Source organism: Cupriavidus sp. 207A1, assembly GCF_057798955.1.
In genome coordinates, this window is record NZ_JBYOJO010000007.1 from 371,429 (window position 1) to 387,658 (window position 16,230).

General features: G+C 68.1%; 14 protein-coding genes and 2 pseudogenes. 12 read left to right on the plus strand and 4 right to left on the minus strand.

Going from position 1 to position 16,230, the window contains the following annotated elements:
• Positions 1-20: 20 nt before the first annotated feature.
• From AC3FMM_RS15940 to AC3FMM_RS15950, 3 genes and pseudogenes are all read right to left on the minus strand, one after another.
• A pseudogene (locus tag AC3FMM_RS15940) lies at positions 21-218 on the minus strand (bifunctional UDP-4-keto-pentose/UDP-xylose synthase); the annotation flags it as partial.
• Positions 212-1,093 (minus strand): annotated as a pseudogene (locus tag AC3FMM_RS15945) (enoyl-CoA hydratase-related protein); the annotation flags it as partial. The pseudogenes AC3FMM_RS15945 and AC3FMM_RS15940, both read right to left, overlap by 7 nt.
• Before the next feature lie 101 nt (positions 1,094-1,194).
• Entirely contained in the window at positions 1,195-2,142 is a 948-nt protein-coding gene (locus AC3FMM_RS15950) for a helix-turn-helix transcriptional regulator (protein WP_116312433.1), read from the minus strand.
• 286 nt (positions 2,143-2,428) lie between these two features.
• Here AC3FMM_RS15950 and AC3FMM_RS15955 point away from each other — a divergent pair, with 286 nt between their 5' ends.
• The 12 genes from AC3FMM_RS15955 (at position 2,429) to AC3FMM_RS16010 (ending at position 15,126) form a co-directional block, all read left to right on the plus strand.
• A complete protein-coding gene (locus AC3FMM_RS15955; RefSeq protein WP_488686918.1) occupies positions 2,429-4,042 on the plus strand; it encodes a benzoate-CoA ligase family protein in 1,614 nt (537 codons plus the stop codon).
• Between the two features lie 34 nt (positions 4,043-4,076).
• On the plus strand, positions 4,077-4,892 hold the full coding sequence (locus tag AC3FMM_RS15960; protein WP_240987708.1) for an alpha/beta fold hydrolase: 816 nt from the start codon (positions 4,077-4,079) through the stop codon (positions 4,890-4,892).
• 121 nt (positions 4,893-5,013) lie between these two features.
• Complete coding sequence (locus AC3FMM_RS15965) at positions 5,014-6,219, plus strand: ABC transporter substrate-binding protein (protein ID WP_115709118.1); 1,206 nt, start codon at positions 5,014-5,016, stop codon at positions 6,217-6,219.
• Positions 6,220-6,320: 101 nt separating this feature from the next.
• A complete protein-coding gene (locus AC3FMM_RS15970; RefSeq protein ID WP_025582061.1) occupies positions 6,321-7,187 on the plus strand; it encodes a branched-chain amino acid ABC transporter permease in 867 nt (288 codons plus the stop codon).
• Between the two features lies 1 nt (position 7,188).
• Positions 7,189-8,268: a branched-chain amino acid ABC transporter permease gene (locus AC3FMM_RS15975; protein ID WP_115709120.1), complete on the plus strand. Its 1,080-nt coding sequence runs from the start codon at positions 7,189-7,191 to the stop codon at positions 8,266-8,268.
• Positions 8,265-9,035: an ABC transporter ATP-binding protein gene (locus AC3FMM_RS15980; RefSeq protein ID WP_116312435.1), complete on the plus strand. Its 771-nt coding sequence runs from the start codon at positions 8,265-8,267 to the stop codon at positions 9,033-9,035. The genes AC3FMM_RS15975 and AC3FMM_RS15980 overlap by 4 nt, the downstream gene beginning before the upstream one ends.
• Positions 9,032-9,772, plus strand: a complete 741-nt coding sequence (locus AC3FMM_RS15985; protein WP_115709124.1) for an ABC transporter ATP-binding protein — start codon at positions 9,032-9,034, stop codon at positions 9,770-9,772. Before AC3FMM_RS15980 ends, AC3FMM_RS15985 begins: the two co-directional genes overlap by 4 nt.
• 330 nt (positions 9,773-10,102) lie before the next feature.
• Entirely contained in the window at positions 10,103-12,001 is a 1,899-nt protein-coding gene (locus AC3FMM_RS15990; protein WP_115709126.1) for a potassium transporter Kup, read from the plus strand.
• 445 nt (positions 12,002-12,446) lie between these two features.
• Complete coding sequence (locus AC3FMM_RS15995; RefSeq protein WP_488686919.1) at positions 12,447-12,863, plus strand: hypothetical protein; 417 nt, start codon at positions 12,447-12,449, stop codon at positions 12,861-12,863.
• Between the two features lie 123 nt (positions 12,864-12,986).
• The gene (locus AC3FMM_RS16000; protein WP_115709130.1) at positions 12,987-14,075 is read left to right on the plus strand and encodes an alpha/beta fold hydrolase; all 1,089 of its coding nucleotides are present in this window, start codon (positions 12,987-12,989) and stop codon (positions 14,073-14,075) included.
• A gap of 172 nt (positions 14,076-14,247) precedes the next feature.
• Positions 14,248-14,688, plus strand: coding sequence for an Hsp20/alpha crystallin family protein (locus AC3FMM_RS16005; protein ID WP_115709132.1), 441 nt, complete (start codon positions 14,248-14,250; stop codon positions 14,686-14,688).
• 15 nt (positions 14,689-14,703) lie between these two features.
• Entirely contained in the window at positions 14,704-15,126 is a 423-nt protein-coding gene (locus tag AC3FMM_RS16010; protein WP_115709134.1) for an Hsp20/alpha crystallin family protein, read from the plus strand.
• Positions 15,127-15,192: 66 nt separating this feature from the next.
• Here AC3FMM_RS16010 and AC3FMM_RS16015 read toward each other — a convergent pair.
• A partial coding sequence (locus AC3FMM_RS16015) for a bifunctional UDP-4-keto-pentose/UDP-xylose synthase (protein ID WP_488686920.1) occupies positions 15,193-16,230 on the minus strand: 1,038 nt, incomplete at its 5' end.

Consider the following 16,230-nt stretch of genomic DNA (forward strand, 5'->3'; position numbering starts at 1 on the left):
TTTGCATGGGCCGCGAGCGCTCAGCCGTGGTTGACCAGCACGCGGGCATCGCTGACGGGGCTGCGGTACGCCTCGAAGATGCACCGCAGCGCCGCTTCCATGCCGATCTCGGGGCGCCAGCCCAGCTCCTCGATGGTGTTGTCGATCTTCGGCACGCGGTGCTGCACGTCCTGGTAGCCCTTGCCGTAGAAGTCGCCCGACGAGGTCTCGACGATTTGGCGGTCAGCGTGGCCTTGCGCGCGGCGGTGTCGACGTGCACGCGCACGGTCTCGTAGCGATAGCCGTCCGGCTCGATGGTGCGCGACAGCGGCGTCAGGGTGATGCCGTGGTGGCCTTGCGGACGGTCGCTGGTCGCTGCCAGCGCCGCGGCGCGCTCGGCCACGTATTCGGCGAAGCGCGCCGGCTTGACCACCTCGTCGACCAGCTTCCAGTCCCTGGCGCGCTGGCCGCGCACGCCTTCGGTGGTGGTGCAGAAGATGTCGGCGTGGTCGCGGCGCACATGGCGCTTGTCGGTTACGCGCGTAAGCCCGCCGGTGCCGGGCAGCACCCCCAGCAGCGGCACCTCGGGCAGGCTTACCGCGGACGAACGGTCGTCGACCAGCACGATCTCGTCGCATGCCAGCGCCAGTTCATAGCCGCCGCCGGCGGTAGTGCCGTTGCAGGCGGCGATGAACTTCAATCCCGAGTGCCGGCTGGCGTCCTCGATGGCATTGCGGGTCTCGTTGGTGAACTTGCAGAAGTTGACCTTCCACGCGTGCGACGACTGCCCCAGCATGAAGATATTGGCGCCCGAGCAGAAGATGCGCTCGCGTGCGCTGGTGAGCACCACGGTGCGCACCTCGGGGTGCTCGAAGCGGATGCGCTGCAGCGCGTCGTGCAGTTCGATGTCGACGCCGAGGTCGTATGAATTGAGCTTGAGCGCATAGCCCGGACGCAGGCCGCCTTCCTCGTCGACGTCCATCGCCAGCGTGGCGATGGGGCCGTTGAAGTTCAGCTTCCAGTGGCGGTACTGGTCGGGGTGGCGCTCGAACGTGACCGGCGCGGGCGCGTCGGCCGAGCCGGGGTGCTGCGGGGCGATTGCCGGCGTGGACATGGCTGTCTCCAGAGTGCACTATCGTGCCTTGCGGCTTTTGATGAAATATAGTGCATGGAGACGGGTGGTGCAACGTCTTTGTCGGCCTGCGCCGGGGCAGCTCAGGCGCCCGCGGCCTCCAGCCGGGCGCGCAGTTGCTGCAGCGAGGCGGCGGCGTCCTGGCCGCTGGTGTCGATCGACAGGTCGGCCCGGTCATACAGCGGCGCGCGCGCTTCGAGGATACGGCGCAGGTCGGCCATGGCCTCGCGGTTGCCTTCCATCGGCCGCATGTCGCCCTGGGCCACCACGCGCGCCATGTGCTCTTCGGGCGAGGTGCGCACCCAGATGGTGTAGCACTGCGCCAGCAGCAGGTTGAAGGTGGCCGGCTCCGACACCAGGCTGCCGGGGGTGGCCAGCACCATGCGGTCGTGTTCGCGCAGGGTCCGCTCCAGCGCGCGCATTTCGTAGCGGCGATAGGCGGCCTGCCCGTACAGCGAGTGGATCTCGGACAGGCTGGCGCCTGCTTCCTGCTCGATCACGGTATTCAGTTCGACGAAGGGCACGTCGCGCACCGCGGCGAGCGCGCGCCCGAGCGTCGACTTGCCGGCGCCGCGCAGGCCGATCAGCGCGATGCGGCGGTGGCGCGCATCGCCGGACTGTTCCGGCGCCAGCGCATGGCGGCAGGCTTCGCGTACCCGCGCAAGGTCGCTGGCTGGCAATTGCGCCAGCCACTGGACCATCTGCGCGAATTCGGACGCCTGCTGGCCGTTGAGGGTGTCCACCTCGGCCAGCACCACCGGCAACGGCACATCGAGCGCGCGCGCCACCTGCCGCAGCAGCAGCACCGAGGCATTGCCGGTGCCGGTTTCCAGATTGGCCAGATAGCGTTCGGACACGGCCGCGCCGCGCGCAAGGTCCTTGCGCGACATGCCGCGCGAGGCGCGCAGCGAGCGGATGCGTTCGCCCAGCCGGGTCAGGTAGGGGTCGCGTTCGGCGTTGGCAGCGGGCGCGGCAGGGGTGTCGGCCTCGGCGGCGCTGGCGGCGGGCAGCGGTGCGGAATCGCGGCGCATGGTGTCGGTCGGGGTTGGAGGCGGCCAATGAAGGCTCGGGCAAAAGCAGGGGCGCATTATACGTTCAGCGGGGCCGCACCAAGTGGTGCCGGAGGCGGCTGCGACCGCGAACCCTGTCCTATAGTGCATTCCCTTGGTTGCATAATAGTTGATGTGAAATAAAATGCATCAACAAGCGGATTCCGGCTCCATTCCGGCCGGTCCCCATAACAGCGACTGGCCTGGTGCCGGCGCGCGCCCGCGGGGCAGTAGCGGGCCGCGGCGCGCGACCCCGAGGAGTGCAGACATGACGCCCCCCACCCTTGCCGCGGCCGCGGCCGGCACCGCTGGTGCCATTGCGGCGCCGCCGTCACGCTATAACGCCGCCGACGATCTGCTGTCGCGCAACCTCGCGGCCGGCCGCGGGGCCAAGACCGCTTATCGCGACGACACCACCGCGCTGACCTACGCCGAGCTCGACGAGCGGGCCCGCCGCTTCGCCGGCGCGCTGCGCGCGGCCGGCTTGCGCCAGGAAGAGCGCCTGTTGCTGTGCGCGCTGGATACGGTCGATTTTCCGGTGGTGTTCCTCGGCTGCCTGCTGGCCGGCGTGGTGCCGGTGGCGGTCAATACCCTGCTGACGGCCGACGACTACGCCTACATGCTCGAACACTGCGGCGCACGCGCGGTGGTGGTGTCCGAGCCGCTGCTGCAGGTGATGCAGGCCGCGATCGACAAGAGCGGGCTGTCGCCGACCGTGATCCAGGCCGCACCGCACGCCGGCGCCGCACCGTCGTGCAGCGTCGGCGCGATGCTGGCGCGCACGCGCACACCGGCAACGACTGCGAGCACCGGGCCCGACGACATGGCGTTCTGGCTCTACTCGTCCGGCTCGACCGGCCGGCCCAAGGGCACCGTGCATACCCACGCCAACCTGTTCCATACCGCCGACCTCTATGCACGGCAGGTGCTGGGCATTCGCGAGGCCGACGTGGTGTTCTCCGCGGCCAAGCTGTTCTTTGCCTACGGGCTGGGCAACGCGCTGACCTTCCCGCTGTCGGTCGGCGCCACCACCGTGCTGATGGCCGAGCGGCCCACGCCCGCGGCCGTGTTCAAACGGCTGTGCGAGCACAAGCCGACGCTGTTCTGCGGCGTGCCGACACTGTTCGCCGGCATGCTGGCCGCGCCCGAGCTGCCGGCGCGAGCGCAGGTGGCCTTGCGCGTATGCACCTCGGCCGGCGAGGCGCTGCCGCGCGATATCGGCGAACGCTTCCTGGCGCATTTCGGCTGCGACATCCTCGACGGCATCGGCTCCACCGAGATGCTGCATATCTTCCTGTCGAACCGGCCGGGCGCGGTGCGCTACGGCACCACCGGCGTGCCGGTCCCCGGCTACGAAATCAGGCTGCTCGACGAGCAGTGCCAGCCGTGCGCCGCCGGCGAGATCGGCGAGCTCTACATCAAGGGCCCGAGCGCCGCGCTGATGTACTGGTGCAACCGCGACAAGAGCCGCGAGACCTTTGTCGGCGCCTGGACCCGCAGCGGCGACAAGTATCTGCGCGATGCGGACGGCTACTACACCTACGCCGGCCGCAGCGACGACATGCTCAAGGTCGGCGGCATCTACGTCTCGCCGTTCGAGGTCGAGGCAGCGCTGGCACAGCATCCGGCCGTGCTGGAAGCAGCGGTGATCGGCGTGACGGACGCCGACGAACTGGTCAAGCCCAAGGCGTTCGTGGTACTGCGGCCCGGCCAGCAGTGGCACGACGGCATGGCGGCGGAACTGCAGGCCTTCATCAAGTCGCGCCTGGCGCCGTACAAGTACCCGCGCCAGATCGAATGCGTGCCGGAACTGCCCAAGACCGCGACCGGCAAGATCCAGCGCTTCCGCCTGCGCCAGCGCGAGCAGGCCGCGCGCGGCTGAACTTCCTTAACCGATGCAACCAGACAAGATGTCCATGCCCAGCAGCCTGGTCGAGATTCCGTTCGACAACCGCCGCATCCAGATCGAATACCAGTGGCTGCGCCCGCAGCGCGCGCAGCGCCCGCTGGTGGTGTTCCTGCACGAGGGCCTGGGCTCGGTCAGCATGTGGCGCGACTTTCCGCTGGACTTCTGCGAGGCCGGCGATTACCGCGGGCTGGTGTTTTCCCGCTACGGCTACGGTCGCTCCACGCCGCGGCCGCACGACCAGAAGTGGCGCCCCGATTTCATGCACCGGCAGGCGCGCGAGGCGTTGCCCGCGTTGTTCGATGCGCTCGAAATCGGACCCGGACGCGCGCACGGCACGCCCTGGCTGCTCGGCCACAGCGACGGCGGCTCGATCGCGCTGATCCACGCTGCCAGCTTTGCGCGTGCGGTGGCGGGCATCACCGTGCTGGCGCCCCATATCGTGGTCGAAGACCTGTCGGTGCAAAGCATCGCGGCGACGCGCCAGGCCTATCTCGAAACCGACCTGCGCGAGCGGCTGGCGCGCCACCACGCGGATGTCGATTCGGCGTTCTGGGGCTGGAACGATATCTGGCTCGACCCTGAATTCCGCGCCTGGGACCTGCGGCCGCTGCTGTCCGGCATCCGATGCCCGGTGCTGGCGGTGCAGGGCGAGGACGACGAGTACGGCACCATGGCGCAGATCGAGGGTATCCATCGATATGCCCCCCAGACCACCTTGCTTAAACTCGCGCGATGCGGACATTCGCCCCATCGCGACCAAAAAGATCCGTTGACGCTGGCCGCGGTTCGGCATATAAACGCATATACTTCAAACCTAAAATAATTCGGCTTCCCGCCGATTGCGCAGGGGTTCCCGGTGCCAGATGCGCCGGCGGCCCGTGGCAAGGGCAGGGGTGACCGGCAACGGTCCAGCGAGCCAACCGGCTTGACCACCAGGAGACACCATGCGTCGCTTCCCATCGCGCAGGCTTGCGCCTGCCTGCCTTGCCGTCGCCACCGTCTTTGCCATGGCCGGCGCGTCCGCGCAGACCGCGGCCCCCGCGACCGGCGCCCCCGCCGGCGGCAAGATCAAGGTCGGCTTCATGCTGCCGTACACCGGCACCTACGCCGCGCTGGGCAACGCCATCGAAAACGGCTTCCGCATGTACGTGCAGCAGCAGGGCGGCAAGCTGGGCGGGCGCGAGATCGAGTACTTCAAGGTCGACGACGAGTCCGATCCGGCCAAGGCGCCTGAGAATGCCACCAAGCTGGTCAAGCGCGACCAGGTCGACGTGGTGGTCGGCACGGTGCATTCCGGCGTGCAGATGGGCATCGTCAAGGTGGCCAAGGAAAACAACACGCTGCTGATCATTCCCAACGCCGGCGTCGACGAGGCCACCGGACCGCTGTGCGGGCCCAACATCTTCCGCACCTCGTTCTCGAACTGGCAGCCGGGCTATGCCATGGGCCAGGTGCTGGGCGAACGCGGCCTGAAGAAGGTGGTGACGCTGACCTGGAAATACGCTGCCGGCGAGCAGTCGGTCAAGGGCTTCAAGGAAGCGTTCGAGGCCAAGGGCGGCAAGGTGGTGAAGGAGCTGAGCCTGCCGTTCCCCAATGTCGAGTTCCAGGCGCTGATCACCGAAGTGGCATCGCTCAAGCCCGATGCCGTGTTCGTGTTCTTTGCCGGCGGGGGCGCGGTCAAGTTCGTCAAGGACTGGGCCGCGGCCGGGCTGAAGGACAAGATTCCGCTGTATGGCTCGGGCTTCCTGACCGACGGCACGCTCGAGGCGCAGGGCAACGCCGCGCAGGGCCTGGAGACCACGCTGCATTACGCCGACGGCCTGAGCAACGCGCGCGACAAGAATTTCCGCCTGGACTACGCCAAGACCTACAAGCTGCAGCCCGACGTGTACGCGGTGCAGGGCTACGATGCCGCGCAGCTGCTGGCGGCCGGCGCGACCGCGGTGAAGGGCGACATGACGCGCAAGGCCGACCTGTACAAGGCCATGGGCGGCGCCAGGATCGACAGCCCGCGCGGCACCTTCACGCTGTCCAAGGCGCACAACCCGGTTCAGGACTTCTACCTGCGCAAGGTTGACGGGCGCGAGAACAAGGTCAGTGCGGTGGCGGTGAAGGCGCTGGCCGATCCGGCGCGCGGCTGCCGGCTGTAAGCGCTTCAACACCCGCGTGTTTGCGCCCCTCTCCCAGGCGCGGGAGAGGGAGCTTGCCACCAGCATGCGTGGCGCTATCGGTTCCTTGATGTATTGCCCGCATGGACATCGTCTCCTTCCTCATCCAGTGCCTGAACAGCGTCCAGTACGGCCTGCTGCTGTTCCTGGTCGCCAGCGGCCTGACGCTGATCTTCGGCATCATGGGCGTGATCAACCTGGCCCACGGCAGCTTCTACATGCTGGGCGCCTACCTGGCCTTCACGCTGGCCGGACTGACCGGCAACCTGTTCATCGCCATCCCGCTGGGCATCGTGCTGGCGGTGGCGTTCGGCTACGTGCTGGAATGGGCCTTCTTCAGCTACCTGTACGAGCGCGACCACCTGCAGCAGGTGCTGATGACCTATGGCCTGATCCTGGTGTTCGAGGAGCTGCGCAGCATCCTGGTCGGCGATGACGTGCACGGCGTGCAGGTGCCGGCGCTGCTCGACGGCGCGCTGCCGATCGGCAATGACATGACGTATCCCGTGTACCGCCTGTTCATCTCCGCCATCTGCCTGGTGGTGGCGCTGGCGATGTACTACGTGATCCGCCGCACGCGCCTGGGCATGATGATCCGCGCCGGCGCCACCAACCGCGAGATGGTGCAGTCGCTTGGCATCAATATCACCGTGCTGTACCGCTTTGTGTTCGCGCTCGGCGTGGCGCTGGCGGTGCTGGCCGGCATGATCGCGGCGCCGGTGTCGTCGGTCTATCCCGGCATGGGCGCGCAGGTGCTGATCGTCTGCTTCGTGGTGGTGGTGATCGGCGGCATCGGCTCGGTCAAGGGCGCGCTGGTGGCGTCGCTGTTGCTGGGCTTTGTCGATACCTTCGGCAAGGTGTTCTGGCAGGAGGCAGCCGGCGTGCTGATCTACCTGCTGATGGCGGTGATCCTGCTGTGGAAGCCGCAGGGGCTGTTCAAGGCGGGGTGACATGAATCCGACGACATTGCCGGCGCGCCGGCACGCTGCGCGCAACGCCACGCTGGCCACCGCGCTGGGCTGGGTGGTGGCTTTCGCGGTGCTGGCCGGGCTGCCGCTGCTGCTGACCGCGGACAGCCACAAGTTCTATATCGAGCTGCTCAGCAAGGTGATGATCATGGCGATCTTCGCGCTCTCGCTGCAGCTGCTGATCGGCTACACCGGGCTGGTCAGCCTGGGCCATGCCGCCTATTTCGCCATGGCCGCCTACGCCACCGCCATGCTGGCGCCGCAGAGCGGCCCTGGCAACGGCTGGGTGCTGCTGGCCGGCGCGCTGGCGGCATCGGCCGCGCTGGCGCTGGTGGTGGGCGCGCTGGTGCTGCGCACGCGCGGCGTGTATTTCATCATGGTGACGCTGGCGTTCGCGCAGATGGTGTACTTCGTGTTCCACGACACCAAGGTCGCGGGCGGCAGCGACGGCACCTATATCTACTTCCGTCCGGAATTCCCCGTGCCCGGCGAGCACCTGCTGACGGTGAACGACCCGATGCACTTCTACTGGCTGGTGTGGCTGGGCCTGCTGGCGACCGTGGCGGTGCTGATGCTGGTGCTGCGCTCGCGCTTCGGCCACGCGCTGGTCGGCATCCGCCACAACGAGCAGCGCATGCGCGCGGCCGGCTATGCCACCTATCGCTACCAGCTTGGTGCCTTTGTCGCGGGCGGGCTGCTGGCGGGCCTGGCCGGGTTTCTCTATGCGATCCAGTTCGGCTTCGTCAATCCGGAAATCGCGTCGTGGCACCAGTCCGGCAACGCCATGCTGATGGTGATCCTGGGCGGCGTCGGCAGCCTCGCCGGCGCGGTGCTGGGCGCGTTCTCGTTCGTGCTGCTGGCCGAGTGGTTCAGTACCCTGACCAAGCACTGGCAGCTGCTGATGGGCGGCTTCATCATTGTCGCGGTGGCGCTGCTGCCGCGCGGGCTGGTGAGCCTGCCGTCGGTGCTGCGGCACGGACGCCGGCGCCGCCGCAATGGCGATGCCGGCTCTGGCACCGACGAAGCCGCCGCCGAGCCGCGCAGCCATACGGAGGCCGCATGAACGCGCCCGCCACCCCTATCCTGGAGGCGCAGCAGCTGACGCGCCGCTTCGGCGGCCTGACCGCCGTCGCGGGGGTCGACCTGACGCTGGCGCTGCATGAGATCCACGCCGTGATCGGTACCAACGGCGCGGGCAAGTCGACCCTGATCAATATGCTGTCCGGCGAACTGCCGCCTTCCTCGGGCCGGCTGCGCCTGAAGGGCGAGGACGTGACCGGCTGGTCGCAGCCGCGGCTGGCGCGCCATGGCGTGGGGCGCAGCTACCAGCGCAATAACATTTTCCTGCCGCTGACGGTGCGCGAGAACTGCCGGCTGGCGGCGCAGTCGCGCGCGCAGCGCGCGTGGCGGGTGTGGGAAAGCGCCCAGGGCTGCCGCACCGCCGCGACGCTGGCCGACGAGGCCATGGAGCGCGCCGGGCTGGAGCACCTGGCGGACCGGCGCGCCAGCGACCTCGCGCACGGGCAGAAGCGCCAGCTGGAAGTGGCGATGTGCCTGGCCACGCAGCCGGTCGCGCTGTTGCTGGACGAGCCGCTGGCCGGCATGGGCGCGGAAGAGTCGGCGCGGATGCTGGCGCTGCTGCGCGGCCTGCGCGAAGGCCACGCCATCCTGCTGGTGGAGCATGACATGGACGCGGTGTTCTCGGTCGCGGACCGCATCACCGTGATGGTCAACGGCGCCGTGATCGCCACCGGCAGCCCGCAGGCGATCCGCACCAACCACGAAGTCCAGGTGGCCTACCTGGGCGAGGAAGAGGACGAGGCCGCATGAACCTGCAGAACTCCGCGGCGGCTGCGGCCACGCCGATGATCGAGGCCACCGGCATCAACGCCTGGTATGGCTCCAGCCACGTGCTGCGCGACATCGACTTCACCGTCGGCGCGGGCGAGACGGTCGGGCTGCTGGGGCGCAACGGCATGGGCAAGAGCACGCTGTTGCGCACGCTGCTCGGCCACGTGCGCCAGCGCCAGGGCCGGATCCTGGTGGCCGGCCGCGATCTCTCGCGCGCGCAGCCGTTCGAGGTCGCGCGGCTGGGGGTGGCCTACGTGCCGGAGGGGCGCGGCATCTTCCCGAGCCTGTCGGTGCGCGAGAATCTGCTGATGGCGGCGCGCCAGGGCTGCAATGGCCGCAACGACTGGGACGAGGCGCGCGTGCTCGACCTGTTCCCGCGCCTGAAGGAGCGCCTGTCTCATGGCGGCCAGCAACTGTCCGGCGGCGAGCAGCAGATGCTCTCGATCGGCCGCGCGCTGATGACCAATCCTGACTGCCTGGTGCTGGACGAGGCCACCGAAGGACTGGCGCCGCGCATCGTCCGCGAGATCTGGGCCGTCATCGCCACGGTGCGGGCCACCGGTATCGCCTCGGTGGTGGTCGACCGCAATTTCCGCTCGGTGCTGGCCCACGCCGACCGTGCCGTGGTGCTGGAAAAGGGCCGGGTCGTGCTGTCCGGCCCCGCCTCTGACCTGGCCGGCAAGCCCGAAGCGCTGGACCGCTACCTCGGCGTCTGAATCGAGAGAGAAAGAGAGAGCGGCGTATAAGGCACTATTGTTGCCCTGCCGCAACGGCACTTGCGGGCGCAAGGTATCGCTGTTTTGCTCTCGCGGGGCTTGACCATCCGCCACTTCCCTCCCATCCTTCCGAAGTCACGAAAGCGGCATCCCGGTTTGCCGCAGTGGTCGATAGTCGACAGTTCCACTAGAATTGCGCGCGTTTGTGCAATGCAATAAGAACCGCACCCAGCACCGGCACCGGGCGCAGCAAGCTGTTGCGCCGGATCTGACCGGCCCGCTGCAGAGCCAACAAACCTGCCGGCGCTCCGGTCGGGCAGACCCAACTTCATGACCCAATCCACAACCAGCCACTATTTTGTCGAGAGCCCCAGCACGCGCGCGCTGGTGCTCGGCGCGGTAGGCGTCGTCTTCGGCGACATCGGCACCAGCCCGCTTTACGCCCTCAAGGAATGCTTCAGCAAGGAGCACGGCATCGCCTTCAGCACGGACGCCGTGCTGGGCGTGATCTCCATGCTGTTCTGGGCCATGATCATCGTGGTCTCGATCAAGTACGTGGTGTTCGTGATGCGGGCCGACAACGACGGCGAGGGTGGCGTGCTGGCGCTGATGGCGCTGGTGCTGCGCACCGTGGCGCCGCGCTCCGGCAAGGCCAGGGTGCTGATGATGCTGGGCATCTTCGGCGCCTGCATGTTCTACGGCGACGCGGTGATCACGCCGGCGATCTCGGTGCTGTCGGCGGTGGAGGGGCTGGAGATCGCCGCGCCGCAGCTGTCGCAATTCGTGATACCGATCACGCTGGTGATTCTGGCGGCGCTGTTTCTGATCCAGCGTCATGGCACCGCCGCGGTGGGCAAGCTGTTCGGGCCGGTGATGTTGGCGTGGTTCCTCGCGCTGGGCGCATTGGGCGTCTACAACCTGGTGCAGGCGCCGGAAATCCTGAAGGCGGTGAATCCCTACTACGGCATCACCTTCCTGGTGGAGCACTCGCTGCAGGCGTTCATCGTGCTCGGCTCGGTGTTCCTGGTGCTGACCGGGGCCGAGGCCTTGTATGTCGACATGGGCCACTTCGGCGCGCGCCCGATCCGCATCGGCTGGTTCATCCTGGTGATGCCGTGCCTGATGCTGAACTACTTCGGCCAGGGCGCGATGCTGCTGAACAATCCGGCCGGGGCCGAGAACCCGTTCTACCTGATGGTGCCGGAGCTGTTGCTGATCCCGATGGTGCTGCTGGCCACCTGCGCCACCGTGATCGCCTCGCAGGCGGTGATCTCGGGCGCGTACTCGCTGACCAGCCAGGCGATCCAGCTGGGCTTCCTGCCGCGCATGCGGGTGCGCTATACCTCGGCGGCGGAGATTGGCCAGATCTACCTGCCGGTGGTCAACTGGCTGCTGCTGGTGCTGGTGTTCGCGGTCGTGATCTCGTTCAAGAAGTCCGAGAACCTGGCGGCGGCCTATGGCATCGCGGTGACCACCACCATGGTCATCACCACCATCCTGGCGACGGTGTGCATGCGCAACGTCTGGAAATGGAACCCGGCGCTGGTCGCGGTGCTGGGCGCGGCCTTCCTGGTGGTCGACCTGTCGTTCTTCGCGGCCAACCTGCTCAAGGTCGCCGAAGGCGGCTGGTTCCCGCTGCTGCTGGGCAGCAGTGCGTTCTTCCTGCTGATGACCTGGTACAGCGGCCGCAAGCTGCTGCGCGCGCGCAGCCTGGAAGACGGCATCCCGCTCGAGCCGTTCATCGCCGGCCTGCTGGCGCACCCGCCGCACCGGGTCGAGGGCACCGCGGTGTTCCTGACCGGCAACACCGACTCGGTGCCGGTCTCGCTGCTGCACAACCTGAAGCACAACCGCGTGCTGCATGAGCGCGTGGTGTTCCTGAACTTCATCACGCGCGACGTGCCGTACGTCGACGACGACCAGCGCCTGAGCTGCAAGGACCTGGGCGGCGGCGTGTTTATCCTCAAGTCCGAATACGGCTTCAAGGAAACGCCGGACGTGCAGAAGGTGCTGGACCTGGCCGATCGCAAGCTGGACATGCATTTCGAGCTGATGGAGACCTCGTTCTTCATCGCCCGCGAATCGGTGATCCCGTCCAAGCTGCCGGGCATGCCGATGTGGCGCGAAAGCCTGTTCGCGTGGATGCACCAGAACGGCGCCAAGCCGTCGGACTTCTTCCAGATCCCGGCCAACCGGGTCGTCGAACTGGGCACCAAGGTCGAGATCTGAGCGCGCGCGGGCCGCGCCCGCCGCCCGCTCCCCCAGCCCCCGGGTCTGCGCCGCCAGGCGCCCCGGGGGCTTTTCATTTTGGGGCAATGCCCGCTGCGGGGCACAGGTCCCGGAAAACGGCCATGCGGCAGCCCGAACCGGGACCGTAGCCTCATGCGGCCAACCGACCCGCGTCCGACAATGCGTCCCTCAGCTTGTCTCAGCCCCGCGCCTTGCGGCAGTTCCCTCATCGGCGCGGCGGCCTTCCAGACTGCCCCAGCACCCCCCGGAAATCCGGAGTCCGGCGCCATGCCGCTGCCCTGATGGATCGCAGCCGGCCGGCGCCAGGCCATGGCTTGCACGGCACGGGCGATCCCGTGCAGCCGCGCCGTTTCGCCGCCGATCGCCTGAATGACGGAGCTGCCGCGGCTGACCCTGCCGCCGGCTACCGCAGTTGGAGATTGCAATGCACAGGAATCTTGCCCACACCCTCGTTGCCGCTGCCGCACTCGCCGCCGGCCTGAGCCAGCCGGCCCGCGCCGGTGCCTATGGCGAAGCGCTGGCCGCTGCCATGCCGCGCCACGCCGCCGCCCAGCGCGATGCATTTACCGAGGGCGCGCGCAGTCCGGACGCAGGGACCGCGCTGCTGCCCGTGGTGGCGCGCGGCAACCTTTCCGTGTGCCGGGTGCGCGGCTTCGACGCGAGCCAGGACGGACTGCGCAAGGCGGATCCCTATACCGACGGCGCGCGCATGGGGCGTTTCGACGTCTTCACCGAGGGCGCGCGCGCCGCCTCTCGTGACCCCTCTCGTGACCCCTCTCGTGACCCGTATACCGACGGCGCGCGCAGCGATGCGCGCGGCAGCGGGGAATGCCTGTCCTGAACCCGCGGCGGCGCTTTTGCGCCGCCCGTCCTTTGCCTAAGCTAGGGAAGTCACGCGGCGCGCCCGCATGGCGGCCGCGGCCCGCGGCCTCCGGCAGGCAGCTCCTGCCCGCGCGGCCCCGACATGCCGATGTTCAAGCAGCAGATCCGCCTGTGCACCAGCCGCGATGGCGTGCGGCTGGCCTATGCCATCACCGGCAGCGGCGCGCCGCTGGTCAAGGCGGCCAACTGGATGAGCCACCTGGAGTTCGACGTCGGCAGCCCGGTGTGGAGCCACATGATCACGGCGCTGTCCGATACGCATACGCTGATCCGCTATGACGAGCGCGGCTGCGGGCTGTCCGACCGCGACATCGAGGACCTGTCCTTCGATGCCTGGCTGCGCGATCTCGAAACCATCGTCGACGCCACCGGCGTGGACCATTTCCCGCTGCTGGGTATCTCGCAGGGCGCATCGATCGCCGTGGCCTACGCGGTGGCGCATCCGCAGCGCGTCAGCCACCTGGTGCTGCACGGCGGCTACGCGCGCGGGCGCCTCAAGCGCGACCACCTGAGCCAGCGCCTGCTGGAAGAAGCGGAGCTGATGAACAAGCTGGCCGAACTCGGCTGGGGCCAGGAGAACCCCGCCTTCCGCCAGTTCTTCACCACCCAGTTCATTCCCGGCGGCACCGCCGAGCAGCATGCCTGGTTCAATGAACTGGAGCGGGTGTCGACCTCGCCGCTGAATGCGGCGCGCTTCATGCGCGTGTTCAACGAGATTGATGTGGTGGCGCTGCTGCCGCGCGTATCGTGCCCGACGCTGGTGCTGCACGCGGTGCGCGACGCGCGCGTGCCGTTCGATGAAGGCCGCCTGATGGCCAGCGAGATTCCCGGGGCGCGCTTCGTGCCGCTGGAAAGCGGCAACCACCTGCTGCTGGAGGACGAGCCGGCGTGGCGCCGCTGGCTCGACGAGGTGCGCGGGTTCCTGCCCTTGGCGCAGCCGGCGCGCTCTCCCGCCTTCGCCGCGTTCACCGCGCTCACGCGCCGCGAGCGCGATATCGTCGAACTGATCGCGCAGGGGCGCGACAACGCGCAGATCGCTGCCCACCTCGACCTGTGCGAAAAGACCGTGCGCAACCATATCACCAGCATCTTCGCCAAGCTGGAAGTGGAAAACCGCGGCCAGGCCATCGTGCTGGCGCGCAAGGCCGGCTTCGATCGTGCCGGTGCCTGAGGCGCCGGCCAGCCTGCACCAACCCCTCTTGAAATCCTCCGGCCCGGACACTAATTAAGGATTGCCCAGCCGCTGCAGCAACGCGCTGTGGCTTCCCCGCCAGCCGGCGCGCCGGCGGCCGGGAAACAAGGCGTCCGTGCGCCTCCCCGCTGCACAGAAGGAGGATCCAACCATGAGTGACTTCATTTTCGGGACTGATCTGTTCAGTGAATTCGACCGGATGCAACGGCAAATGGCCGGCCTGTTCGGCGGCTTTCCGTCGAGCCTGCGCTCCGGGCGTTTCGGTGCGTTTCCGCCGCTCAATATCGGCACCACCGACGACTCCATCGAGATCGTGGTGTTTGCCCCGGGCCTGAAGGCGGAGCAGTTCGAGGTGTCGGTGGACAAGGGCCTGCTGACCATCAGCGGCGAGCGCGCCGCGACGCAGCCCGAGGGCGACGCCGAGGCGCGGCCCTACGCGCAGGAGCGCTTTGCGGGCAGCTTCCGCCGTGTGATCGAGCTGCCGCAGGCGGCCGACCCCGACAAGGTGCAGGCACGCTACGCCAACGGCTGCCTGTCGATCAGCGTCGGCAAGCGCGAGGCCTCGCGCCCGCGTGCCATCACCGTCAGCTAATGTGAGGAGGTAGCCATGACCGATTTGAATCAAGTCGTCCAGCGCGACCAGGCCAATGCGGCCGGGCAGGGCGGTGCCGTGGCGCAGCGCCGCGACGAGGCCCCGGCCATGACGCTGATCCCCGCCGTCGACATCTTCGAAACCGCCGCGGGCGTTACGCTGTGGGCGGACCTGCCGGGGGTGCCGCGCGAGAAGCTGGAGGTCAACGTGCACGACAGCAGCCTGCGCATCGAGGGCGAGGCGGTGCTGCCAATGCCGGCGGGCCTGCGCGTGCAGCATGCCGAGGTACGGCAGCCGCGCTATGCGCGCACGTTCACGCTCAGCCCGGACCTTGACGCGTCCGGAATCGAGGCCAACCTGCAGGATGGCGTGCTGAAGCTGACCATCCCGCGCCGCGATGAAGCGCGGCCGCGCCGGATCGAGGTCTCGGTGGGCTAAGCATGCCCGGATGCAGAACGGCGGTGCCTGGGCACCGCCGTTCTGCTTTGCATGGGCCGCGAGCGCTCAGCCGTGGTTGACCAGCACGCGGGCATCGCTGACGGGGCTGCGGTACGCCTCGAAGATGCACCGCAGCGCCGCTTCCATGCCGATCTCGGGGCGCCAGCCCAGCTCCTCGATGGTGTTGTCGATCTTCGGCACGCGGTGCTGCACGTCCTGGTAGCCCTTGCCGTAGAAGTCGCCCGACGAGGTCTCGACGATTTGGGTGAGGCGCGCCTGCTGCGCGTATTCCGGGTAGTCGGCGGCCATCTTCAGCATCATCTCGGCGAGCTCGCGCACCGAGTGGATATTGTCCGGGTTGCCGATGTTGTAGATCTTGCCGCTGGCCACGCCGCCGGGATTCTCGATGATGCGCATCAGCGCGCTGATGCCGTCGGCGATGTCGGCGAAGGCCCGTTGCTGCGCGCCGCCGTCGACCAGCCTGATCGGTTCGCCGCGCACGATATGGCCCAGGAACTGCGTCACCACGCGCGACGAGCCTTCCTTCGATTCGAAGATCGAGTCCAGCCCCGCGCCGATCCAGTTGAAGGGGCGGAACAGCGTGTAATTGAGCCCTTGCTCCATGCCATAGGCATGGATCACGCGGTCCATCAGCTGCTTGGAGCAGGCGTAGATCCAGCGCGGCTTGTTGATCGGGCCGTAGACCAGCGGCGAGGCGTCGGGGTCGAATTCCTCGTCGCCGCACATGCCGTAGACCTCGGAGGTCGACGGGAACACCAGGTGCTTGCGGTACTTGACCGCGGCGCGCACGATCGGCAGGTTGGCCTCGAAGTCCAGCTCGAACACGCGCAGCGGCTGGCGCACGTAGGTGGCCGGGGTGGCGATGGCGACCAGCGGCAGCACCACGTCGCACTTGCGGATGTTGTACTCGATCCACTCCTTGTTGATGGTGATGTCGCCCTCGAAGAAATGCATGCGCGGGTGGTCGACGAGGTCGCCCAGGCGGTCCGTGTTCATGTCCATGCCGTAGACCTCCCACGGCGTGGTTTCCAGGATGCGGCGCGTCAGGTGGTGGCCGATGAAGCCGTTGACGCCGAGAATCAG